Source organism: Paraburkholderia dipogonis (assembly GCF_042680985.1).
Taxonomy (GTDB): Bacteria; Pseudomonadota; Gammaproteobacteria; order Burkholderiales; family Burkholderiaceae; genus Paraburkholderia; species Paraburkholderia phytofirmans.
Genome location: NZ_JBHUFR010000033.1, coordinates 1 through 23083 on the forward strand (window position 1 = coordinate 1; position 23083 = coordinate 23083).

Sequence of the window (23083 nt, forward strand, 5' to 3'; positions counted from 1 at the left end):
GGGGCGCGAACTCCGTCTCCCAGCGCAAGCTTCCAGCTTCTGTCGCCTAACTCGAAGGCGACATACAGCGAGCCGACCACCTTTGAATCCTGCCCACCACGGGCCATGTCCGGTGCGTTCATTTGCGTGCTCCTACGAAGAAAACGGATGACGATTCCGTTTTACTCCTCCAGCTTTGCCTTTGCTGCCCTCATAGTATCTAGGTGATCACACACGTTTTTACACGGCCTCGGCCGGGTGCTGTCCGATTCACATCGCATATCCCTTGGTTCGCGCCTCGATGACGGTGATCGGCAGCACGCGACCCCAAAGGGACATTCAGTTCTCCCGGAAGCGGCCGTTAAGTTGCGCTGTATGCGAGCGGCGGACGCCGCCGATTCGGATAGGCATCGAACCCGGTAGGGCCATTGCACGAAGGGAAAATGAGAAGAGCTGATCGTTGCCCATGCCGCAGGTCAAACGAGCGGCCTCTGCCGTGAGCGCACCCCCACAGCAAAGCACAACCATGAATCATTTGACTGAACTTTCAGCCGCCAGTGATCTGTTTTCCTTGCGGAACTCCACAACTAGGGGCCTTTTCCTGTATGTCATGCAGAACGCTCACGGGCTCATCAAGATAGGCCGCAGCAGCGATCCGCAGCGACGACGTTTGGAAGTCCAAAGAGCGATCATCGTGGTCCGTGCCTGCGGCCCAGAAGCACCGAAAAAATCCCGCCTGTTGCCAGCAACCCGATGCCGCTTGGAAGGAGAAGGCTCGACGTCGATGTTCTTTGAATGAGCAGTGCACCTGACAGGATGCCAATGGATTGACCTAAAAAGAGGAAACAGGAAAACAGCGACACGGCCGTCCCGCGGCAAGCCGGGCTCATTTGTGTGGCATTCAACTGAAGCGTGTTGTGCAGGACATAAAATCCAAAGCCTGCACCCAGACACGAAAGCAGGCTGACGACGAGTTGGTGGCAAAGTGAAAGTGCGCCGAACGATACAGCCAGCAACAGTCCGCCAAGCGTAGCGAACCCGGCCTCGGTAAGATACCCGAGAAGACTCTTTGCGAAGCGGCTATAAACCAGTCCGCCTATGCCATATAGTCCGACAACCAGTCCCGCCTCTGACACAGAAAGGCCGACCGCGTCGTGAAAGTGAGTAGGCAGAAAGGCAAGCGCACTATAGGCAAAGCCGCCCTCGACCATCGTAGTCAGGAGCACGACGCGAGCCCAGGGCGCCCGGAACACGGATACGGAGTTGTGCAGAACCTGGGCTTGCACAGGATCGCCTGCAGCAGGTTGCCTTCGCACCTCCCTGAATGTCAAAATTCCGCCAGTGAATAACACAGCGGCGACAACCAGAAATGCAATCCGCCAGCTTGTGACAGACGGGACCGTTCCACCAGCCAGCTGACCGAAGATTGTTCCAAGAACGGTCGCTCCAAGAAACCTCGCGAGTATTTCCTGGCGACGTTCATAGCCCACGTTGTCTCCGATCCATGCCATCGTCAGCGGGACGATACCCGCTGCCGTTGCCCCTGAAACGGCACGCGCCACAAGGAGCTGATCGATGTTGTTGCACGCGGACGCGGCAAGATTGCCCAGTGCACATGCAATTGCGGCAGTGGCGATCACCCTGACCTTGCCAAAGCGATCGCCAACCGGACCGAAGAACAACTGGAAAACGCCATACGCAAGCGCAAACACAGAGATCGTGTAGGCCGCATGCTGCTGGTCAACTGCAAGGTTCCCTTCGAGCGACGGGAGCATCGAATCGCAAACCCGCATGGAAGCCAGACTTGCAAAGCAGCAAAAGTAAAGCGGCCACAGTAACCGACGCATAGGAGCGTGTTCCACCGATTTTCTGTCTTCCGCTTCCAATGCGAGTATTCTCCGCCCGCGTTCTGATGAAGTACGTCTCGTAAAGCGCCATCCGGACCGCGTCACCATCACCGGGAAATCGTATTTCCCTCTGTCGCAGCGACGTTGGGAATCCAGATGACCGAAAAACGTCACCAGCCATTCGGCACATCGTCATAAAAGACCTGACTTCCAGACATCGGCTTCGACAACGCCAATCGGACAGAATGCGCTGAGATACAACTCCTGTTCGATTCGCAGGGGAACGGATTCCAGTCTTTGCCCGAGGCACGGTCCGAGCACGCATAGTCCCTCCTCAAGAGTGAACTTTGCCCCGTGGCCATGGCACACGATGAAATCCATTCCGCGGTCGAGGTAGGCGTGCTTGCGCCATGGCAGTGTCGCACCGGGCCAGTGCGGGCACGAGTTTCTGTAGGCGCGCAGCAGTCCGTGCTGACGGATGACAAAGATGTCGTCCACGCCGCGCCCCAGCAGATCAAATCCTCGCGCCCCCAACAATGGAAGTGCACTTAGCTCGCAAAGACGGACCCAGCGCGAAGAGCCGGCGCCATCCATCGCGCGTCACCCCGCAAGGTGCTCTGACGGAGCAGGCGGACCGCCAGGTGCCCATTTCTCGCGCCATTGAAGCAGAAACTCCTGCGCCAAATCGGCATGCGCGGGAGCGACGCGAGGCACCCATGAGTCGTCGTGCAGGTCCATGTCAGCGTCGTATTCGACGTGACATCCGAACGGCGAGTTGAAATACCAGAACCAGTTGGAGCCAAACTGATGGCGACCCGGCCCCCAGTACGATTCATAGCCTTTGGCCGCGAAGGCGCTACCGGCACGCAGCACCTCTGTCGGGCCGCCCAGGTGGAACGTGAAGTGTTCGCAGCCTTGCATGAACGGCGGGGTCTGGATGAGAAAAAGCGTATGGTGATCGAGAGTGCCGGCGGGCCGCAGGAAGGGCCCCATTCCAAGGAACCTGTCGCTCAGCCGGAATTTAAGTCGATTGACGTAAAAGGCTTCCGCCTTGTCCGTATCCGGCACGAAATAGACGACATGCGAAAGCGTTCGGGGACGCGGAGGCTGTACGCTCGCGCTGGTCAGCGCGCCGGTGACGTTCACGCCGCGGCGTACGTCGCCAGGCGCGTTGACCTGTTCGGCTGGGAGCACCGATTCCCGGCGCACGCTCACCTGAAAACCGAGTGCGAAGCCCACGTCATCAACGGATTCAATCGAGCCGTCGGCCAGAAACTTCACCTCGCGGTCCTTTCCCAGCTCGCTGGCGATTTCATCGAGCGTCGCCTGATCCGCCACGCCGTAAATGGTCTTGCGCAACTGGTTTGCCGTAGGAAACGGCCACGCAGGCAGCGACGGGTCATCCTTCGGGCGGATGATGACTCCGGTGCCGTCCAGGGCTTCAAATCTGCCGTCGCCCGTTGGCGTCAGGCCGTAGTCGACAAGAAACTGTGTGCAGCTTTCGAGGTCTTCGACACCGAAGACGAGCGTGTCAGGTCCGAGGATTTTCATCGTGATTGTCCAGTTGATGAAGCGGTCTTGCCAGATTCGATACGATCTGAATCATGATATTGCGGTCGGGTCAGATCGGGCAGTCTTCTGGCGTGCCGCGCCCCCTCTGCGTGGAATACGATCCGCAACGTCTGTTTCATGGTGATGGGTTAGATCCCGTCCGCACGCCAGATCTGCGGCGTGCGGCAGAAAGACTCTGTCACCCAGGCTCCTAGATGGGTTGTCCGAGGTACTGGTAGGTCTCCAGCAACAGGGCCGCCGACCGGTCCTTGTTGCCGACCGGGTCCTCCTGTTCATTCAGGCATAGCTGCAGCGAAGCGTCGTAAATCCTTTTCACCCGGTCGAAGCGTCGCCTGTCATAGTCAGTCAGCGCCTCACCGACGGAATCGGTACTGGCAAGACATTCCGCCAGAACCATGGCATCTTCCACTGCCATGCCGGCACCCGAGGTCATCTGCGGCGTCGGGGCGTGCGCCGCATCGCCGAGCAGCACGACACGCCCGCGGTGCCACGGCGTCGGCACCAGAGTGATGTCCAGGGGACGGAAGATCACCTGCGAAGATTGGGTGATCAGGTCAAGCGCATCGCGTATGACGGGCGCGTCAAAGTCGGCCAGGCGCTCGCGGATCAACACGTGGGAGCGGTCCTCGGCGATGCGCAGCGGTTCCCGGCTGCTTTCGAGGTAGAACATGTAGCAGCTTTCCGGCGAGGTCGGGAAAATGCCCAGCACCTTGCCTGTCGGCGTCCGGTACAGACAGAAGCCGTCCGCCTGGGCTGGGCGCGGTGCATTGAAGCGCCACACACTCTGACCGGCGAAGCGGGGTTCGTAACCGGTACCGAAGACTCGCCTGCGCAGGCCCGAATAGACGCCATCTGCGGCGACGACCAGATCATAGGAGGCCTGCCGTCCGTCCGAAAACTGTACCTCGACGCAATCGCCCTGGTCCGTCAGTTCCTGGACCGTGAGTCCCTTCTCGATGAGTGCGCCGCTTTCCTGCGCCGCGCTCTCGAGGATACGGGCAAGCTCCGGCCTGCGGATGCCACAACTGGGGGGCGCGGGGTGCGTATGCAGGAGTTGACCTGCAGCGTCGAACTCGCGAAACACCCCGAACGACATGCCGCTTTCCAGACAGGCGTCGGCAACGCCGATCGCTTTCAGTGCCCGCATCGTGTTGTGCAGCAGACAGATGCCTGCCCCTGCAGTCGGTCTCTCGGGCTTGACATCGATACAGTGGACGTCAAGTCCCTGCCTGGCAAGTGTGATGGCCGCCGTGGCGCCGCCGATTCCGGTGCCGACGATCAGCACGCGTTTGACTTTCATTCTGTGTCTCCTGTCTCTACTTCGTGACGGATATGATAGTTTTGACCGCCAGTGGAACCGCTGGGCGATGCCCGTTGATGCGGCGCGACCCGGCCGATTGTAGTGCGTATGGTGCGGGATCCTTCGCTGGCGCGATCGGCTTACATGAAAGGCGCCCGCCGTTGCGGCCACCAGGTCTCCTGCGGCTGGAGCGCAATGCGATTACGCAATACACCGACACCCGCCACGTCGAGCTCGATCACGTCACCAGGCTTGACGCTGCGCCCGAGCTCGAGCGCCGAGCCATTGCCCATCGTTCCCGAGCCGATCACGTCACCGGGTTGCGCATAGTCGCCCAGTGAAACGTAAGCAATGAGTTCTTCCGGCGTCCAGAGCATTTCCGACGTGTCGCCTTCGCCCCATGTCTCACCGTTGACGCGGACCGACATGCGGATGTTGTCAAGCCGGGTAAATTCGTCGATCGTGGTAATCCACGGACCGATACCGTAGGCGAAGTCCTTGCTCTTGGTGGGCCCCATGCCGATCGCAAACTCGTTACCCTGCAGATCCCGCGCGCTGAAGTCGTTGAAAATGGTCACGCCAAAGAGATAGGAACGGGCGACCTCGGGCGTGATATTGTGGGCCCGTCGGCCGACAACCCAGCCGAGTTCAAGCTCATAGTCCAGGCGGTCCGAGCGCGCAGGCCAGGGCACTTCCGCCTCGTGCCCGATCACGGTCCACGGCGAGCCCTTGAAGTAGCCAGGCACTTCGAGCAGGGCCGGCGTCGGGCTGATGTTCATCCGCTCATGGAACTGGCGAATGTGCTTCGTAAAGGTCAGCCCGTCGCGCACGACGGACGGGTCGCAGGCCGCGCCCCAGCGCAGCGTGTCTATCGTGAGCGACGCATCATCACCGAACTTCGCGGCCGCCTCCGTCGCGGTGTCGAGGAACCGTTGCCCAAGGGCAATCGCAGCCGACATGCTTTCGGGAAACACGACTGACGCATAGCGCAGCGCAGCCTCACGGGTTGCCCCCTGCGCCTGCAGGCGCAGCGCTTCGGCCGCGCGCAGATCGATGACGCGGCCCTGCTCCGGCAGCACCATGCAGATGCGGTGCACCGGCCCGTCCAGGCCTTCGACCACGAATCGCCCCAGTTTCATACCCTTCTCCACGTGACAGAATAAGATGGCATCTATAATGAAACTGCCCGTATCGTTTTGTCAACGAACTGGAAGCTAGGGGTATCTCCCAGTGACAGCATTTGCGGGCTGTGCACATCTTTTATTATACGATACGTATCGTTTGTGACGGGACAATCCTATCCATCGTGAAAACGCCGATCACCGGATCTTCCCAGGAGCAGGCAGGGATTAGTGTACGCACCGATGACATTCCCGCAGAAAACGCCGCGCGAGAACCCGGTCATCAGGGCCATCCCGGCAGCAGTACGTCAATGCATCGGAGTGCGTACTGCCGAGCGCCTCATGCTAAACAGAAAGCCGGAGATTTCACGCTTCAGGAAAACAACGCCGTGCAACGCTACTACCCCTGGCTTCTCGTCGTCGTGCTGTTCTGCACGAGCGTGGTTTCGTATCTCGACCGGAACATCATTTCCCTTTTCGTTGGCCCGATCCGGAACGAGATAGGACTGTCGGACGTCCAGGTCAGTCTGCTGCAGGGTATCGCCTTTGCACTGTTCTATTCCGTGATGGGACTTCCATTTGGCCGTCTGGTCGATCACCGCACGCGCAAGAACCTGATTGCTGCAGGCGTGCTGCTGTGGAGCGTAATGACCATCTGCTGCGGTCTGAGCACGACCTTCTGGCAACTGTTCTTCTCGCGTATGGGAGTCGGTATTGGCGAGGCCTGTCTCGGGCCGGCGGCGTTCTCGATGATCGCGGACTGCTTCGCGCCGGCGCAGCGCGGCCGGGCGATCGCCAGCTACAACATGTCCAACTACGTGGGCGTTGGCGCGTCGCTCCTGTTCGGCGGTGCCATCATCTCGATGCTGACACAGCATACCGACTTCGGATTACCCGGCATTTCCGGCATGCCGACGTGGCGCCTGGCTTTCCTGATTTCGGGCCTGCCCGGCATCCTGATGGCATTTGCTGTTCTGGCGCTGAAGGAACCGCAGCGTCGCGAAGTCATGCATACGACTGGTGGACACCGCGGGAAGGTGGGGCTGTGGTCGTATCTGTCCCGCCGCACACGTGCGTTCGTCTCGATCTATACGGTCTATACGCTCACGGCCATGATCGGCTACATCATCGTGGCCTGGGCGCCTTCCTTTTACATCCGCCACCACCACATGCGGCCCGCGAATGTCGGCCTGCTGATGGGCGGTATGACCATCGTGAGCGGCGTCACGGGATGCCTGTGCGGCGGATACCTGACGGACCTGCTGGCTTCCGGTGGCATTCGCGGCGGACGGTTCAGGCTTCCGCTCGTCTGGTGGCCGATTGCCGTCGCATCGATCATCGGCATGGTCTGCACGTCGGATCCGACGTTGAGTCTTTTCTTCCTTGGCCTCCTGACATTCGGCAGCGCGCTCTCGTTTTCCGGCGCAGCAACCGTGATCCAGGACGTTGTCCCCAATCAGCTCCGGGGCCAGGCTGCCGCGCTGAACTATATCTGGACGGGCATCATCGGCCTGTCCCTGGGTCCCACGTCCGTCGCGATGGTGACGCAATACGTCCTGAAGGACAGCAGCCTGCTGGGCAACGCGCTCGTCATTGTCATTGTCCCGCTTTCCGTGATCGGTTTTTTTGCGTGCTACCTCGGCCAGGACAACTATCAGAAAGCCAGAGACGACCTGATCGCGATGTTGCACACAGACACTGACACCCCCGCCACACCGGAGACAGCACCGGAGAACAAGAAATCTGACGCACGCCAGCAGACCATCGTCTAGCGTAGCCTGACCTCAAAAAAATTTTCAATAAGAAGACAGAGAAGGAGACATGAGAAGACCGCTATCGGCGCTCGCCATTCTGGCGATGGCGCTTTCCACCGGTATGGCCCGCGCACAGTCCAGCGTCACACTGTACGGAACTCTTGCTACGGGCCTGGTGTATTCGCCCAACGTCAGAGGCGGCGCCTACGCTGCAGAACTCGATAACGACCACTGGAATTCCACTGTGGGGCTGAAAGGTAAGGAAGATCTGGGCGCCGGCGTTTCAACGGTGTTCAACCTGCAGATGGCGATCAGGCCCTCCACCGGTGCACTGTCCGGCGCGGGCGGATGCACACAGCTCTTCTGCAAGGCATATGTCGGGCTGGCCGATGACCGGCTAGGCACGCTCACCGTGGGCCGCCAGCACGACTATATGGCGGAGCTTTTGCCTTATCAGGCAAATTACTATTCGACAACCATGGCGGCCCATCCGGGCGGCATCGACCGCTTCAATTTCCCGGGCGTCAATAACGCACTGAAATACCGGAGCAGCGTTTTCGGTCCCTTAACGGTCGGCTTCATGTACGCCCTTCCGGATCCGACAGCAACCGGTCAGGCGATTTCCGGGCGCACGCTCAGCGCGCTGCTGGCCTACTCGAAAAACGGGTTCGACGCCGCTGTCGCTTGGTCAAGCTTTTCAGATTACGCACTGAAGCCGTGGTCGCCAACCAGCGGGCTCGGCCTTCCCGCCGGCACATTCTTGGGTGTGAAGGGAGCGCCGGGAAGTACAGTAGTCGTTCCTCTGGCGCGACTGGACATGGCGGGCGCGGGCGCCGGCTACACCTACGGACCGGCCAGGTTTGCCATCGGCGCCTTCGATGTCCATCTGAAAGGCCGCAATGGCGAATCCGCATCGATGCCGATCGTGAATGCAAACGTCGGCTACTACGTGAAGCCCGACTTCGTACTGGGTTGCGGCTACTGGCACGCGAATTTCGCCGCAGCGCAGAGCCGATACGACAACGTCAACGTTTCAGCCGACTACTTCCTGTCGAAGCGCACCGATGTGTTTGTCTCCCCCGTCTACGAACACACGTCAGGTCGGGGACTGGCACAACTCTTCATGCTGGGCTCCGCATCGGGTGGCAACCAGTTCGCCGTGGACGTAGGGATTCGCCACAACTTCTAGCCAGCGTCGCGGATCTTCCGGCCAGTATGCCGGCGGCACATGCCACGGATCTGGCCATGCCGCCATTGAGCACAATTTTGCGGGCCAGCACTGATCGGACAGACTGGCCCGGGATGTCCCACTCAACTGCGCACGTCGAATATGGCGAACGACGCGGTCGCATTGGCAACGTAGCGTGCCCTTGCCCCGTCGTACAGGTCCGCCTCAAGGAATGCAATGCGGCCGCCGAGCCGCTTCACCCGTGCTTCCACGGCGAACTTGCCGACATGGCCTGGTTCGAGCATGTTGACCGTGAGGCTGATGGTCGCGCACGTGCGGCCATGCGGAAGCCTCGAGAGCAACGCAAGTGCCATGGCAAGATCGAGCATTGATGCAAGTGCGCCGCCTGAGACGACGCCATTTCCCTGAACAGACTCGCCGGGGCTCGTGAAGCCGATCGACAGCGCGCCCTTGCTGCCTCCCAGTAGCGTGGCGCCAAGCCATATCAATGCCGGATTCATCTCGAGCGCGACGTTTCGCACCCCGGCTGCGAGCGTTTGCTGGATGAAGGCGCGATCGGGGTTATCAGGCTGTATTGCGCTGCCCGCAGTTGCAAATGTATCAGCCATTAACGCGCCCCGTGCAAACCTGGCGCTGGTGACCCAGGCCTTCGATTCCGGCCTCCATGATGTCACCTTCGCGCAAGAAACGGTTGTAGTGCGTACCGTTGCCCGCGGGCGATCCCGTACAGATGATGTCACCTGGCAGCAGCCGCGCGTAGCGCGAAATGTATTCGATCTGCCGCTCGATACCGAATAGCATGTCGGCCGTCGTCTCATCCTGCATAACCTGCCCCGACACCGTGAGCCGCATCTTCAGTCCATGCGGGTCCGGTACGAATGCGCTGGGAACGAAGTACGGACCCAGCGGCAGAAAGCCTGGCTGGCCCTTCGATCGCAGCCAGTCGGTGCCCAGCATTTTGTAGTCGGTGCGGGGGATCAGGTCGCGCGCGGATATGTCATTGACGATGGTGTACCCCGCAACGTGGTCGAGCGCGTTGTCACGCGAAATCTGATAGCCGCCGCGACCGATCACAACGGCCAGCTCAAGTTCCCAGTCGGGCTGGGTAGTTGTGTCGGGCAGCACCAGCGGATCGAATGCACCCGACACTGCCGAGACCGGTTTGGTGAACGCATAGGGCTCACCGTGCGCCACACGTTCATCCAGCATGTTTTCTGCCCACTGCCGCAATTGCCCTTGATCCATACCCGGTGGGCCGACTTTCGAGTCGACCGTGAGATCGACCACATGCTTGCGGTAATTGGCGCCCGTGCAGAAAATCTGCCGCGGCAGATCAATGGCAGGATGGGTATGCAGATCTGAAAGCTCATGCCACTCGCCTTCCTGCGTGGAAACGTGGCTCGCGAGGCGCTCCAGCGCCACCCGGCTGGCATCCCAGTTCTCGAGCAGGCCGAGGACCGTAGAAGCGCCTGCAAGCATGCTGTCGTCATGCTTCGCCGCGAGTTCTGCAAGTGATGCGACCCGGTCGTCCATCACAAAACCAACGAATCGCACACCGTCAGGTGCGGAAAATGTCCCAAGTGAATATGGCTTCACGCCTTTTCTCCGATATGTTCGTGGACCAGCGAATCGTCAACGATTGCCGGGTAATCACTGTGCGCGCCTGCCAGACCAAGCGTCCTGCGATGCGCAATCAGAAGCGCCACTCCCTCCGCTGTCGGGCGCAACGACTGCGGATTCAGCGCAATCATCCCGTCGGCCGCTTCAACGGGCAGACCGGCGGCAACGACCGTCTGCATGGCCAGGGCGGGACGCCCCTGGACTGCCTGTCGCGCCCTCTCCAGGTCCCCCAGCCAGGCACCGACCAGCCAGCGCGCGCGGCTGTTGCCCGTACGCATGACGATCCCCTGACCAGGGAACTCGGGGTAGCTTTCCTGGACGCTGGCAACCCTCACAAAACCCGCCTTGACGGCCATCGCGTCGAACGGCGGGCCCAGGAGCGTGGCCACGCCCTGCCGGGCAAGCAGCGCCTCCAGACGTTCCTGAACCCCTCCCGCAGGCACGAGACGGAATTCGTCATGCCCGATGCCGGCATCAGCGAGCATCACCTTCAACGCCGTCACAAAGCCGTTATCGGGTGCATCGACGAGGATCTCAGCGCCCCGCAGCGAACTGACATTCGAGCGCCCGGGGCGCGCAACCAGCACCAGCGGCGTGGTCCGCTCAATCTGCGCGACAACACGAAAGTCTTGCGGTCCCAGGCGCCGGTTCCATCCGATAACGTTGTCCATCGACGTCACGACGGCATCCACCTCATCCGCTACAAGCGCACGGAACTGTTCGTCAGACGAGCGGTTACGGATGGCCTGGGTCGCCATGGAGCGCGGATCCTGAGCCGCAACCATGGCCAGCAGCGGCGGCACGAACCACATTACCCGGATCGTTTGTGTCTCCATGATGTCATCCCCTTCCTAGTGATTATTTTGCAATTACAGAACGGATCGTTCTGTTTTGTCAAGCCCGGATTTTGCCAGAAGAACCCTCATCCGCAATACTTGTCCCTATTGACAGCGGCGCGGGTAAAGTTAACGATACGAAACGCATCGACTCGTTAATGGAGGGAGAAAATGGAAACGACAGTAGACAGCGACAATGCTCAGAATGCCGAGGCTGGCGGCTATCGGCCCGTGCGACGGATCATTACGGACACCAATGCGGAGGGGAAATCCTACTTTCTTTCCGATGCCCCGGCACCGAACAGGACAGTCCGCCCTGGCCTGCCCGCCGCCCATGTCCTGTGGGCAACGGGCGAAGCGCGTGCGCCTGGCGCAGACCCCGCGCCAGCCAGTCACGCGTTCGAGTTCCATTCACGAGGCGGATCGCTGCTGCGTATCGTCGATTTCCCGCCCGACGAAACGTACGACGAAACCCAATTGAAGCAGTTTCTCGACGCGAACGGCGTGCGCGACAAGAGTAATCCCCGGCATTTCTGGTTCCACAAGACCGAATCGCTCGACTATGCCTTTGTCCTTGAGGGGGAAATCTGGGCCCTGCTGGACGAAGGCGAAAAGCTCATGCGCTCCGGTGACGTACTGATCCAGCGGGCAACCAACCACAGCTGGGCCAACCGCTCCGGCAAGCCGTGCCGCATGGCCTTCGTGCTGCTTGACCTTGTCGAAGGAGAGCAACTGTGAGCAAGGCAATCATTACGTGCGCCGTGACGGGCGGCGCCCATACCCCCTCAATGTCCGAGTTCCTTCCGGTCACACCGGAGGAAATCGCGGCCGAATCGATCGCAGCGGCCGAGGCTGGGGCCGCGATCATTCACCTGCATGCCCGTAATCCCAACGATGGTCGCCCCTCGGGCGACCCCGACATCTTCAGGCGCTTCGTGCCCGCCATCAAGTCGTCGACCAACGCGATCATCAACATCTCGACGGGCGGCGGCGGTCCGCACATGTCGATCGAAGACCGGGCGGCGGCAGGACGCGCACTCAAGCCGGAAATGTGCTCGCTGAATATGGGCTCCGTCAACCTGGTTCTGTCAGAGATGGCCGAACGCAAGCGTGAGTGGAAACATGACTGGGAAGTGCCCTTTCTGAAAGGAACGAGCGGGCTGATCTTCCGCAACACCTACGACGACATCGAATGGATTCTGGAGCATATCGGCAAGGCTGGCGGTACACGCTTTGAATTCGAATGCTACGACGTCGGCCACCTGTACACGCTGCAGTACTTCCTGGAAAAGGGACTCGTCAAGCCCCCCCTGTTCGTGCAGACGGTATTCGGACTGCGCGGCGCGATGGGCGCGCACGTCGAGGATCTGCTTCACCAGAAGCGTACCGCCGACCGACTGTTCGGCAGCGACTACCATTGGTCCGTACTGGCTGCCGGCAAACATCAGATGCCGATCGCGACCATGGCAAGCCTGATGGGCGGCAACGTGCGTGTCGGTCTCGAGGACAGCCTTTATATCGAGCGCGGACAGCTCGCACGGAGCAACGCCGATCAGGTCCGCAAGATCCGCCGGATTCTCGACGAACTGGGTATTGAGGTCGCCTCGCCGGATGAAGCAAGACAGATACTCAATCTGAAGGGTGCAGATCAGGTGAATTTCTAGACGCAACGGACTCACCCACACACGGGGCGCAAACCCGTCGCGCAGCGGCTGCCACATCTCAGCGCGTGGCAGCCGTCTTTTCTACCGGGAAGCTCCGCTTCACTACGTTGAGTTCCGCGATATCGGGTGGCTCGATGCCGAGCAGCGTATAGATGTAGTTGATGTGCTCCTGTGCGAACCGGTCATCCAGAGGTCCACTGCCCGACAGCAATCGCATATACACGGGCGCGTACAGAAGCTCAGCCAGTGTCTCCACGTTCGCCGGGGCGAGGATGCGCTCCGCGACGCGCCACTCGTCCAGCATTTCCCGGACAAGCGCCCGGCGGCCGTAATGGAACCGCTCACGGAATTCCCTGAGTACGACAGGATCGGACTGACCTTCTGCGATGATCTGCGCAACGATCCGGCCAGACCATCCCGCATATTCGTGAATCAGCGACACCAGATGCGATGCAATAGCCTTGCCCGGCGGCAGATTGCGCGGCATCGGTGTTTTCACTACGTGGTGCTCCATGAAGGCATCTATCACCACAAGGGCCTTCGAGTCCCACCAGCGGTAGATCGTTGCCTTTCCCACACCTGCCTCCCTGGCGATGGCTTCGATCGAAATCGACTGGACCGTACGGGTCTCGAGCAGACGAACGGTCGCGGCGAGGATCTGGGTGCGTGTGCCTTCGCTGCGGGGCCGTCCGACCCCGCGCGCAAGGACTAACGCGGCAGAACCGTGAATGTCTGTTTTCATTGGCAATACTGGTAGTAGTAAACAACGTCGTCACGACGTTACGTTCCGACGCCACTCATTGATAGGCATTCCAGTAAGGGGGCTGAATTATCATACGCACCGCATCCTGATTTGCCTGCTGTCTTTCTTCAGGAATCCAGATCTGCATCAAGCGAAACTGATCCGGACATACGCCGGCTCAGTGGCAATCGTGGCATCGTTTGCCGAATCACGCAGGTACATCCAGGATGCTGCGCGCCAACTCACGAGCGCTAACAGCTCCGGCCGGACGCAACAACTGTAGATACCACCACATCAACAGCGCGCAGCGAAACGCCCGCAGCCCGCCTGACCCAACATCCTGAATGGAAGCTGTGGCCATTATAACGCCAAATCGAGACACACCGTTTCGTATATAAATTACGAGATTTGTCCCATGAACGATATGGACACCGTCCTCCTGCGCCACCGGGATCATACTTTTGAGAGGTCGTTGTAGGCGTGCCGGAAAGCACAGGCACCCAGAAACCGGCTGGCCACGCTGTCTGCGGGGGCCGCACAGCCGCGCATACTTGAGTGGCTCAAATTGCCGGCTCGCTGGTCCCTGATCATTGTTGACAGGCACACCCGGCGCTGATCACGGCTGTCACCTCCGGCGCGCCCGGGCAGCGGCAGCGCCCCCAGGGAGGAGTACCGAATGAACGCGATAGCATATCCACGGACCAATCGCCTCCTGCCGCGCATCCAGCATTGGCTTGCCCTGGCGTTCAAAGACAAACCGCGCAAAAGCCGCCGTCTTTTCGAGCATTTGCGGGCGGTACTTGCTCGTCAACGAAGTGCTCCCGTTAGGACTGGTTCAGGAACATGCTCTACACAGTTACAGGCGGGGCCGATTATCCAGGCACTCCATGCAATATCGGGTTTGATCTGGACAGCACCGGTGTCATTATCTGGGCCTCCTCCTGATAACCTCGCTGGTCTATTGCTTCAATTCTGACCATTCTTCATCGATGTCACCCAGAAATCTCCCTGCCCGTTGAGCGCCTTCCGGGCACGCACTATATCGATACTATCCGTATGCTAATTTAGCAATTAAAAAGGTGTCAGTGCTGAACATACCCTTTTCCGTGCGCCCATCGCGGTGACTCGGATCAACGAATTCCGCCGCCATTTGGCGGAACGGACTTTCATACTTTTGACCGCCATCATCCCATAAATTCCGGGTAAATATAGTAGATCGTCAAGATGAAACTGCTTTCTCCACACAGACTCCTGCCTTGCCAGCGCAAGGTTCCACGTAGGGGAAAGCACGCGGATTGCGGTACGGTACGTATCGTATATAATTGACCCAGCATGACCGCCTTCTGCATGCCTTGTCGGCACAGAACGAGGGCGCACTTCTATGTGCGCATGCACCGTGGGACATCAACTTACTATGGAGACGGGTCGCTAACAGCTTGCGCAGGTTGATAAGTGATAAGTGTGTGACGGCAAAACAGGTTGGAGCGCCGGGAAGCAAGCCTGAATATTGTCCTGCTCCTCAAGGACTCGGTGGGAACGAGACATTCCCAACCACAGGCGAGACCGGGTCTGCAGCCTCATTCTGCCTGCCTCACACAAATCATTACCTGGCAAGCCGGGAAGCGTCCATACAACACACTATGAACAGATCCCTTGATGGGCTGAAAGGCCGGACATCGCTTGTGCTGGGTCACTGTGCCGGCATGATCGATGTCGTTGCACTGCCGGTATGGGTAGGTATCGTCCTGATCCGGTACTACGGGCTGGATCCGCAGAATGCCGGTGCGCTGGCCACTTCATTCCTCGCAGCGGTCGTGGTCAGCAGTCTGTTCATTTCTTCGCGAATAGACCGCATCCGCGGCGCGATCGCCGTGCCGGCGGGTTTCGCGCTTGCGGCGGCCGCTTTCTTCTGCATGGCACTGACACGGGACTACAACCTGCTCGTTGTGCTGCATGTCGTCGGTGGACTCGCGGTGGGATGGGCCCTTTCCCTCACGCATGCAGCTATCGGCGCAAGCCGGAATCCACATCGTCTGATCGCTACCGGATTCACGGCACTGAGCATCCTGTCGCTGGGGTTCCTGGGTGGCGTGCCGCGGATGGTGTCTGCGCTCGGCGGCCAGGTTGTCTTTCTTGTCCTTGGCGCCATCATGCTGACTGCCGCGCTATTTGCGCTGATTGGCTTTCCCGACCGTGCGGCATCGGCTTCGCCTGACGGCATACCAGGCAGGCGTGAGCGCCTCTCTCCTGGAGTCTGGTTCGCGATGGTGGGGACAAGCCTGCTCACCCTTAGCCACTCGATGATGCTCAGCTTCCTTGAGCCGATCGGCCTGGCACACGGATTCAGCACCGGGCAGGTCATGACCGTGCTGCTCGCCATCGGACTCGTGAACCTGTTGCCGGGGCTGCTGGCCTTGTTCCTGGAGCGCAAGGTGTCCGCACGGGGCGTCATGATTGCCGGTCCGGTCCTGCAGGGTGCGCTAGGCTTTACGCTCACCCATTCGACAGTGTTTGGTCCGTACGCCTTTGCAGGCGTTATCTTCCCTACCGTGATGATCTTCACGCACACGTTCGTGTTTGCGTTCCTTGCGCGAAACGATCCGTCATCAAGAGCAGTGGCGGCGACTCCCGTCATGGCGATGACGGGCTCCGCAATCGGCCCCATTCTGGGCGGCGTTGTGGCTCGTCATTTCGGATATGAAAGCATCGGCTGGACCATTCTCCTTGCAGCCATGGTCAGCGTTGTCTGCTTCTGGCAGGCCGGCCGCCGCACCCAGTCCGTACTTCTCCCTGTGGCGGAAGCAGCGCAGTGAGCCCATCTGGCGCCAGCTCTGAAGCAGGCGTCTGCGCCTGTCGGGCGCGGCCAGCCAAACCGTCATCCGGCACGCACAGATACCGGTGCCGCCTCTGTTCGGTAGCGCATGCATTACCGAAGCACGCGTCAGGCAAATGCTGGACCACGTCCCCGAAAGCGAACTCCAGCCCTACCTGAAGCATGGAGACAGGGTCCGGACGAGGCGCTCGACGAAAAAGGGCACCCGGTGTTCGGCGCAATCGACCAGGTCATCAGTGTCCAGAACCGCTCGCAGGAAACGGTTCAAGCCTGACATGCGAATGGCCAGAGTCTTCTTCACCCCGCGACAGACGACCCGGTCCAACCGCGATCCTAAAGGGCCCAGTTTCCATGTCGACTCTCGCCTGCCAGAACATCGCGCCCGGATTGCGCGTCGGACGACTGGGAGCCGGGCGGCCCCCATGTCGCACTGCGTCGCCCGCGTGTGCGCACCTTCTGGGGCTTTACCATCCAACAGCACGACCCATACTGTAAAAGTCTGGCGCGGCAGGCCACTCCCCGCCTTCATCCGCGACGCCCGTTACACCTGCTGTCATCTCTGCAGGATGTGCAGCGGCATTGCCGAGAATGCGCCTGAGCAACGCCACGAATAAATGTAGTTCGTCGTCGGTCAGGTCCCGGGTGGACCTCCTGTCGACCGCTTTAAGGACAGCGACAGTGTCCGCCACCATGCCCATACCATGTCCAGTCAGCGAGATGCACCAGCAGCGGCGATCGTGAGCGTGCCGCCTCCTCACTGCGATCCCCGCGTCAACCAAGCGTGCCATGAGCCTGGATACCGAGGCGAGGTCGTAATGCAACCGATGTGCGAGCTGGACCTGCGTCATGGACGGTTGATGCGCCAGACATGCGATGGCCTTCGCCTGTGCTGCCGAGATGCCGAACAGCAGATCCAGCTGTTCATCAGTGGTTCGGGAAATTGCCCGGTCCACCTCGGCGAAGCGGATGAACCAGTTCCCGGCCGGCACGTCACCCGGACCACTTACCGACAGGTGGTCAATGTTCTCCATCCTCCCGCTCCCGTTCGAATCACCTTTTACCGCGCCGAAACTTCAGCGACGCTGCATCGCTCACTGCGCCGCCCACCGGACATCGCCCGGCGGCGCTCGCGTTCATTTCCGCCAGGGCGTCACTGACTGCCTCGCTGTCAGCGGGAGGCGCCCTTCTGGCTCAACGTGCGGCAGCCGTCGTCTTCCTCGTGGCTGGCTTCTGCTTTTTCGGCCGTTCGCTGACCTTCAGGACGTCCGGCGCCTCGACGCCCAGCAGGCTGTAGACGTAGCTGATATGTTCCCGCGCAAAATGGTCGTCGAGCGGCCCGTTTCCGAGCAGCAGCCGCATGTAGACCGGCGCATATAACAGTTCGCCAAGCGTCTCAATGTTGGGTGGGACATGAATGCGCGTCGAACTGCGCCATGCCTCAAGCATCTCCCGTACAAGCGCGCGACGCCCGTAGTGAAACCTCTCGCGGAATTCGCGCAGCACGGCGGGGTCGGCCTGCCCCTCGGCAATGATCTGTGCGACGATCCGGCCAGACCATCCCGAATATTCGCGGATCAGCGACATCAGGTGCACGGCAATGGCTTCGCCCGGCGGCAGGTTGTGTGGGATCGGGGTTTTGACGATGTGATGTTCCATAAAGGCATCGATCACGACAAGCGCTTTCGAATCCCACCAGCGGTAGATCGTTGCCTTTCCAACGCCCGCCTCCCTGGCAATTGCTTCGATGGTGATGGACTGTATGGTACTGGTGTGGAGCAGCCGAACGGTCGCAGCCAGAATCTGCGTGCGGGTCGCCTCACTACGCGGCCTGCCGACGCCTCGCTCGCCGGCGGGCGCGGGAACGGGAAGCTGAGCGGTTCTGTTCATTGGTGTGCCGTGTTGATGTGTGCCGGGACCGGTATCACCGAATTATAAGACACATCGTGCCTTAATTACCGCCAGCTCGAAGGAGGCGTCATAGCCACGGGTCGCACACTGATGCGTGCCGGACGGCCGACCGATGCCACCCGGCGACACTTTTTTTCGTGCACGAAGGCGACCGGGTCGGTGCAGGGCAGACAGAGCACGAACGGCACGGCCGCCCTCGTTGCGCCCGACGTGAGTGAAAGCCAATGCGCCTTCGGAGCCGCAGCGAAGCATCGATTCCCCGCGGGAAACCGCGTCGACGCCCCCCGCCTGGCCCACCGCGCACCAAACCATCGTGCCGATCATCGCACGCGGCGTGCCGCGCGATGTGCACGACGATTCGGCTCAGAGGCCTCCCAACGCCACGTATTTGATCTCCAGGTAGTCGTCGACACCATATTTGGACCCCTCACGCCCTAGTCCCGACGTTTTGACACCGCCGAACGGCGCAACCTCGGTCGAGATCAACCCCTCATTGACACCCACCATGCCAAACTCAAGCTGATCGACCACACGGAAGATCCGACCCACATCCCGTGCAAACACATAGGATGCCAGACCGAAAGGCGTATCGTTGGCGAGCGCGATTGCCTCACCTTCCGTCTCAAACCGGAACAGCGGCGCTATTGGACCAAACGTCTCCTCATGGAAAATCAGGGCGTTCAGGGGAACATCGCCCAGCACAGTGGGCTCGAAGAAAAACCCGCCTAGTGCGTGACGCTTGCCACCCGTGAGCACATGGGCGCCTTTGGACAACGCATCCGAGATATGCTCTTCTACCTTCTGAACGGCATCTTCGTTGATCAGCGGCCCCTGCACCACGCCCGCTTCCATCCCATTGCCAACCGTGAGCGCGGCGGATGCGTCGGCCAGTTTCCTTGCGAACGTGTCGTAGACGCCCGACTGCACCAGTATGCGATTGGCCGCAACGCAGGCCTGACCGGCATTGCGGTACTTTGCGGCAAGCGCACCCTTTACAGCAGCGTCGAGATCGGCATCGTCGAATACGATGAGCGGTGCGTTGCCACCCAGTTCCATGCTGGTCTTCTTGATGGTGGGTGCGCACTGCGCCAGCAGCTGCGCGCCGACCTCGGTCGAACCCGTGAACGACAGCTTGCGCACCACCGGACTGGAGGTGAGCTCGCCGCCGATCGCGCGAGCCGAGCCGGTGACGACGTTGCATACGCCCGGCGGCAGGCCAGCGCGCTCCGCAAGGACGCCCAGCGCCAGGGCCGACAGCGGCGTCTGACTCGCCGGCTTGATGACTCCGGCACAACCGACGGCCCAGCCGGGGCCGGCCTTGCGAGTGATCATGGCAGACGGAAAATTCCACGGCGTGATCGCCGCAAAAACACCGATCGGCCCCTTCTGCACCAGGATCCGACGGCCGTCGACGTTCTGCGGGATGATGTCGCCATAGATCCGTTTCGCCTCCTCCGAGAACCACTCGATGAAGCCTGCGGCGTACAGGATTTCGCCACGCGACTCGACCAGTGGCTTGCCCTGCTCTGCCGTCATGATGACAGCGAGGTCATCAATGTTTGCTAGCATCAGGTCATACATGGTGCGCAACACCTTGGCGCGGTCCTTGGGCAAGGTCTTGCGCCAGCCCCGCATCGCCCGCTCAGCCGCCGCGATCGCACGCCGCGTCTCGTTCGCGCCACCGTCAGGCACATGGGCCACCAGTTCGCCCGTGGCGGGGTTGCGCACTTCCAGTGTCTTGCCGCTATCTGCCTGCACCCATTCGCCATCAATCAGCATCGCCTGGCGCAGCAGGCTCGGGTCCTTCAGGGGAAGCGTGATGATTTCACTCATGTCAGTCGACCTCACACCGGGTTACGGCCAACAAAGAAGGCCTCGTCGGGATCGCTCATCGGGTTCAGGCCTGCCGCTTCCAGGCCCTTGCGCAGGACAGTCATGTCGCGCTGGTACACGCGCTGGGTCGGATGCGGCATGGGACCGCCGTTATAACCCTGCAGCCACCCCTGGTACTTCCACAGCATGCGGTTAAGCAGCCCGTTGGCCGCAATCGGCAGACTCGCGAAGGCCTTGCGTGCGGGATCCATCTTGTACCAGAGTTGCGTGGCCTGATCGTACTCACCCGCGCGGATCAGCTTGTGGATCTGTGGCAGCAACGGGCCGTAGTAGGCCGAATAGTTGGTGCCGCAAAACGGGATGTCCATGACCTGCGCCAGTGGCACGTACTCGTATTCCAGCGGGGACGAGATGACGACTTCCTTGTGGAATTCGCGGTGCACCTCAATCGCCGACATGATGTAAGGCAATCCGCCCTCAGCCTTGATGGCGACGACGTTGGGAATCTCGTCGACCATCCGGCGCAGCACTGACAGCGGAATGTCCGCAGGATGCAGACGGGAAAAGCCCCAGGCGGGCAGCGGAAAAACGATCACGCCGAGATTGGTCGCCTCGCAGATCGCTTTGGTGTACTCGAACACCTCGTCATAGGACTTCGGGTAGAAGTACGGAGGATAGCCGAGCAACACCAGATCGGCGCCGCCCGCTTCTGCCAGCCTGATCGCCTCGATGTTGTCCTCGAGCGTGTTGAACACGGCGTGATGCACGATCACAAGGCGGCCCGCTGCCTGGTCGGCCATGATGCCGCAGAACTCGCCATACTGCTCCTGAGTGATGGCCACTTCCGAACACGAGAGGGAGCCGACGAAACCATGCTGGATGGCCAGTTCGACGTCGTGGCGAACGGCCTTTTCGTTGATACGCCTGAAGTCCGACGTCATGGTCGGGATGGTCACGTTGGCGACGCCAACAAGATGGTCACGTGCCCATTCCCGGGCTTCCTTTTTGGTATAGCGAGCCATGCGGTGCTCCTTTAGTCTGCGTTGGTGTTCAACGTCGCGCGTATTAGCGCTTGGTTTCGAATTCGATCGGCAGCGTTGTCGCCAGACCGGCCTCAATCGCCTTGTTGAGGATCAGCTCGGCCACCACGATGTCCTGCAGGCCTCCTCCGACTGATTTGTACATCCGGGCCTGGGCGTCCTTCAGGCGTTCGTCGAGTGCACCCGTCATCAGATCGGCCAATCTGAATGACTTGTCGTGAAACGCGACACCGGCCCTGTGAGCGGCGAGCATGTCGCCCGCCTCCTCCAGCACTTCCTCCAGCATGTCGCACACGATGATGTCGCTTCGGGCAACCACCGAGACGTCGATCTCACGCTGCTCGGGAATCGTCGAACCGATTGACACGACAGTCGCGCCGGGCTTGAGCCAGTCACCGAAAAGAATCGGCTGTTCATCCCGGGAGCGCGCTGCGGCAAGCACGAGATCAGCAGCCTCTACCGCTTCCTGCGCCGACGCAACGCCACGGGCAGGAACGCCCAGGTCGCGCGTCACGGCGTCCGCGAACGCGGCCCGACGCTCGGGCGTCGGACTAAAAACGACGACCTCGGCCAACTCCCGCACGCTGGCAATTGCCCGCGTATGCATCGAGGCTTCGAGGCCACTACCCAGCACGGCCAGACTTGCCGCTTTCGCAGGCGCAAGGCGATCGAGCGCGGCTGCTGATGTGGCTGCCGTCCGGAAACCCGTCACAAGGTTTCCGTCAACAAACGCCGCGATGCGACTGGTTTCCTGGTCGAACAGCACGATCACGTATTCCACACCGGGGGTAGCGGAGCCCATCGCCATGCCCATGACCTTGGCACCGTAGTAACGGCCGCCCACCGGCACGGCCGGCAGCGTGCGCAGCCACGTCTTGCCGGCGACTGCCACGGTGCGCGGCGGGGTGGACCTGGGCGGAATCGGACGGGCATAGGCGGCCTGGAGGGCGTGTATGGCATCCGTCCAGACAAACACGGCGCGGGCGGCCTCGCTGGAGACGAACACGGGGGCAAACGGGGATGTGGTCATGGGCGGCAGCAAAAGTAATTTGGAGGGCTCGGTCAGTCGCAGAGCGTTTCTGGCAGCGGGCGAAAGGCTCGAAAGCGATGAAGCGGGATAAGGTTGTCTCAGTACGGGTATTGATAAGTTCTTCCACATGCGCCGGTGCGGCACACCGGATCAGCCCTGGCGGGTGACTTCCGTCGCGATCGTCAGACGGACGTTGTCCGACAGGGCGTGAGGGATCGCACCCATCCCGTAAGCGCTGCGACTGATGTCGGCCGTCGCCTCGAACCCGATCACCGGGCCCTGCGTCCAGGGATTCACTGCGCGATCGATCAGCGTCGTATCAAATGAGATCGGCAGGGTGATCCCGCGAATGGTGAGATCCCCGTCGATCACATACTGGCGGCCCTCTGCTGGCCGTACGGAGCGGGACACGAAAACGATCTTCGGATGTGTCTGCGCATCCAGCCAGTCGGCGCCGCGCAAGTGTTCATCACGCATGTCGAAGGCCGTGTCAATCGACGCGGCCTCGATCTCGAACGAGACGCTCGATGCCTCGAAACGCTGGTCGTCGAATGCCAGTTGCGCATCGAAGCGCCGGAAGATGCCGGGCGTGCGCGTGAGCCCCAGGTGACGGACCGAAAAGCTGATGTGGGTATGCGCCGGCTCGAATGTCCACGGCGCGGGCGCCGACGCCGTACTCGGCTCAATGACGGCGGACTTCAGCAGCGAAGTCCGCAGGAATGGCAACAGGATGTTCAACATGCAGTGTCTCCAACCCCATACTCGGGACCGTTCATATTGAACACAATGCTAACGACTTCAACAAATCAATGCAA

At 60.7% G+C, this 23083-nt stretch carries 20 protein-coding genes; 5 read left to right on the forward strand and 15 right to left on the reverse strand.

The genetic code is table 11. From position 1 onward, the window contains the following. Positions 1-668: 668 nt before the first annotated feature. The 5 genes from ACFSNN_RS34645 to ACFSNN_RS34665 form a co-directional block, all read right to left on the reverse strand. Positions 669-1865 (reverse strand): MFS transporter, encoded by a 1197-nt coding sequence (locus tag ACFSNN_RS34645; RefSeq protein ID WP_244323162.1) that lies wholly within the window; start codon positions 1863-1865, stop codon positions 669-671. A gap of 153 nt (positions 1866-2018) precedes the next feature. Then, on the reverse strand, positions 2019-2420 hold the full coding sequence (locus ACFSNN_RS34650; protein WP_134465742.1) for a Rieske (2Fe-2S) protein: 402 nt from the start codon (positions 2418-2420) through the stop codon (positions 2019-2021). 6 nt (positions 2421-2426) lie between these two features. Beyond that, positions 2427-3377, reverse strand: a complete 951-nt coding sequence (locus ACFSNN_RS34655) for a VOC family protein (RefSeq protein ID WP_134465743.1) — start codon at positions 3375-3377, stop codon at positions 2427-2429. 211 nt (positions 3378-3588) lie between these two features. Continuing rightward, positions 3589-4698, reverse strand: a complete 1110-nt coding sequence (locus tag ACFSNN_RS34660) for an FAD-dependent oxidoreductase (RefSeq protein ID WP_134465744.1) — start codon at positions 4696-4698, stop codon at positions 3589-3591. Positions 4699-4838: 140 nt separating this feature from the next. Next, the gene (locus ACFSNN_RS34665) at positions 4839-5837 is read right to left on the reverse strand and encodes a fumarylacetoacetate hydrolase family protein (protein ID WP_244323164.1); all 999 of its coding nucleotides are present in this window, start codon (positions 5835-5837) and stop codon (positions 4839-4841) included. A 167-nt stretch (positions 5838-6004) separates the two neighbouring features. Here ACFSNN_RS34665 and ACFSNN_RS34670 point away from each other — a divergent pair, with 167 nt between their 5' ends. Then, positions 6005-7591: a spinster family MFS transporter gene (locus ACFSNN_RS34670; protein WP_244323166.1), complete on the forward strand. Its 1587-nt coding sequence runs from the start codon at positions 6005-6007 to the stop codon at positions 7589-7591. Between the two features lie 49 nt (positions 7592-7640). Then, positions 7641-8762: a porin gene (locus ACFSNN_RS34675; RefSeq protein WP_244323168.1), complete on the forward strand. Its 1122-nt coding sequence runs from the start codon at positions 7641-7643 to the stop codon at positions 8760-8762. 122 nt (positions 8763-8884) lie between these two features. Here ACFSNN_RS34675 and ACFSNN_RS34680 read toward each other — a convergent pair whose 3' ends face one another. From ACFSNN_RS34680 to ACFSNN_RS34690, 3 genes are read right to left on the reverse strand one after another with little or no spacing between them, the layout of a single operon-like run. Then, the gene (locus ACFSNN_RS34680; RefSeq protein ID WP_134465745.1) at positions 8885-9370 is read right to left on the reverse strand and encodes a PaaI family thioesterase; all 486 of its coding nucleotides are present in this window, start codon (positions 9368-9370) and stop codon (positions 8885-8887) included. Then, positions 9363-10358 carry a fumarylacetoacetate hydrolase family protein gene (locus ACFSNN_RS34685; protein ID WP_166799424.1) on the reverse strand — a complete coding sequence of 332 codons (996 nt, stop codon included), beginning with the start codon at positions 10356-10358 and terminating at the stop codon, positions 9363-9365. Before ACFSNN_RS34685 ends, ACFSNN_RS34680 begins: the two co-directional genes overlap by 8 nt. After that, positions 10355-11218, reverse strand: coding sequence for an ABC transporter substrate-binding protein (locus ACFSNN_RS34690; protein ID WP_134465747.1), 864 nt, complete (start codon positions 11216-11218; stop codon positions 10355-10357). Before ACFSNN_RS34690 ends, ACFSNN_RS34685 begins: the two co-directional genes overlap by 4 nt. A gap of 171 nt (positions 11219-11389) precedes the next feature. On the opposite strand from ACFSNN_RS34690, the gene ACFSNN_RS34695 reads away from it, so the two are divergent. Next, a complete protein-coding gene (locus ACFSNN_RS34695) occupies positions 11390-11956 on the forward strand; it encodes a cupin domain-containing protein (protein ID WP_134465748.1) in 567 nt (188 codons plus the stop codon). Further along, complete coding sequence (kce, locus tag ACFSNN_RS34700) at positions 11953-12882, forward strand: 3,5-dioxohexanoate:acetyl-CoA acetone transferase (RefSeq protein WP_134465749.1); 930 nt, start codon at positions 11953-11955, stop codon at positions 12880-12882. Before ACFSNN_RS34695 ends, kce begins: the two co-directional genes overlap by 4 nt. Before the next feature lie 58 nt (positions 12883-12940). Here kce and ACFSNN_RS34705 read toward each other — a convergent pair whose 3' ends face one another. Next, on the reverse strand, positions 12941-13624 hold the full coding sequence (locus ACFSNN_RS34705) for a TetR/AcrR family transcriptional regulator (RefSeq protein ID WP_134465750.1): 684 nt from the start codon (positions 13622-13624) through the stop codon (positions 12941-12943). 1640 nt (positions 13625-15264) lie between these two features. On the opposite strand from ACFSNN_RS34705, the gene ACFSNN_RS34710 reads away from it, so the two are divergent. Further along, positions 15265-16437: an MFS transporter gene (locus tag ACFSNN_RS34710; protein WP_134465751.1), complete on the forward strand. Its 1173-nt coding sequence runs from the start codon at positions 15265-15267 to the stop codon at positions 16435-16437. 484 nt (positions 16438-16921) lie between these two features. Here the strand turns inward: ACFSNN_RS34710 and ACFSNN_RS34715 are convergent, their stop codons facing one another. The 6 genes from ACFSNN_RS34715 to ACFSNN_RS34740 all read right to left on the reverse strand — a co-directional run bounded on the left by ACFSNN_RS34715 (position 16922) and on the right by ACFSNN_RS34740 (position 23009). Continuing rightward, complete coding sequence (locus ACFSNN_RS34715; RefSeq protein ID WP_134465752.1) at positions 16922-17488, reverse strand: MarR family winged helix-turn-helix transcriptional regulator; 567 nt, start codon at positions 17486-17488, stop codon at positions 16922-16924. A gap of 160 nt (positions 17489-17648) precedes the next feature. Further along, positions 17649-18344 carry a TetR/AcrR family transcriptional regulator gene (locus ACFSNN_RS34720; RefSeq protein WP_134465753.1) on the reverse strand — a complete coding sequence of 232 codons (696 nt, stop codon included), beginning with the start codon at positions 18342-18344 and terminating at the stop codon, positions 17649-17651. Positions 18345-18728: 384 nt separating this feature from the next. Beyond that, positions 18729-20198, reverse strand: a complete 1470-nt coding sequence (locus tag ACFSNN_RS34725) for an NAD-dependent succinate-semialdehyde dehydrogenase (RefSeq protein WP_134465754.1) — start codon at positions 20196-20198, stop codon at positions 18729-18731. Between the two features lie 11 nt (positions 20199-20209). After that, a complete protein-coding gene (locus tag ACFSNN_RS34730) occupies positions 20210-21220 on the reverse strand; it encodes a dihydrodipicolinate synthase family protein (protein WP_134465755.1) in 1011 nt (336 codons plus the stop codon). Positions 21221-21263: 43 nt separating this feature from the next. Then, positions 21264-22268, reverse strand: coding sequence for an ornithine cyclodeaminase family protein (locus tag ACFSNN_RS34735; protein ID WP_134465756.1), 1005 nt, complete (start codon positions 22266-22268; stop codon positions 21264-21266). 150 nt (positions 22269-22418) lie between these two features. Continuing rightward, the gene (locus ACFSNN_RS34740) at positions 22419-23009 is read right to left on the reverse strand and encodes a YceI family protein (protein ID WP_134465757.1); all 591 of its coding nucleotides are present in this window, start codon (positions 23007-23009) and stop codon (positions 22419-22421) included. Positions 23010-23083: the final 74 nt, after the last annotated feature.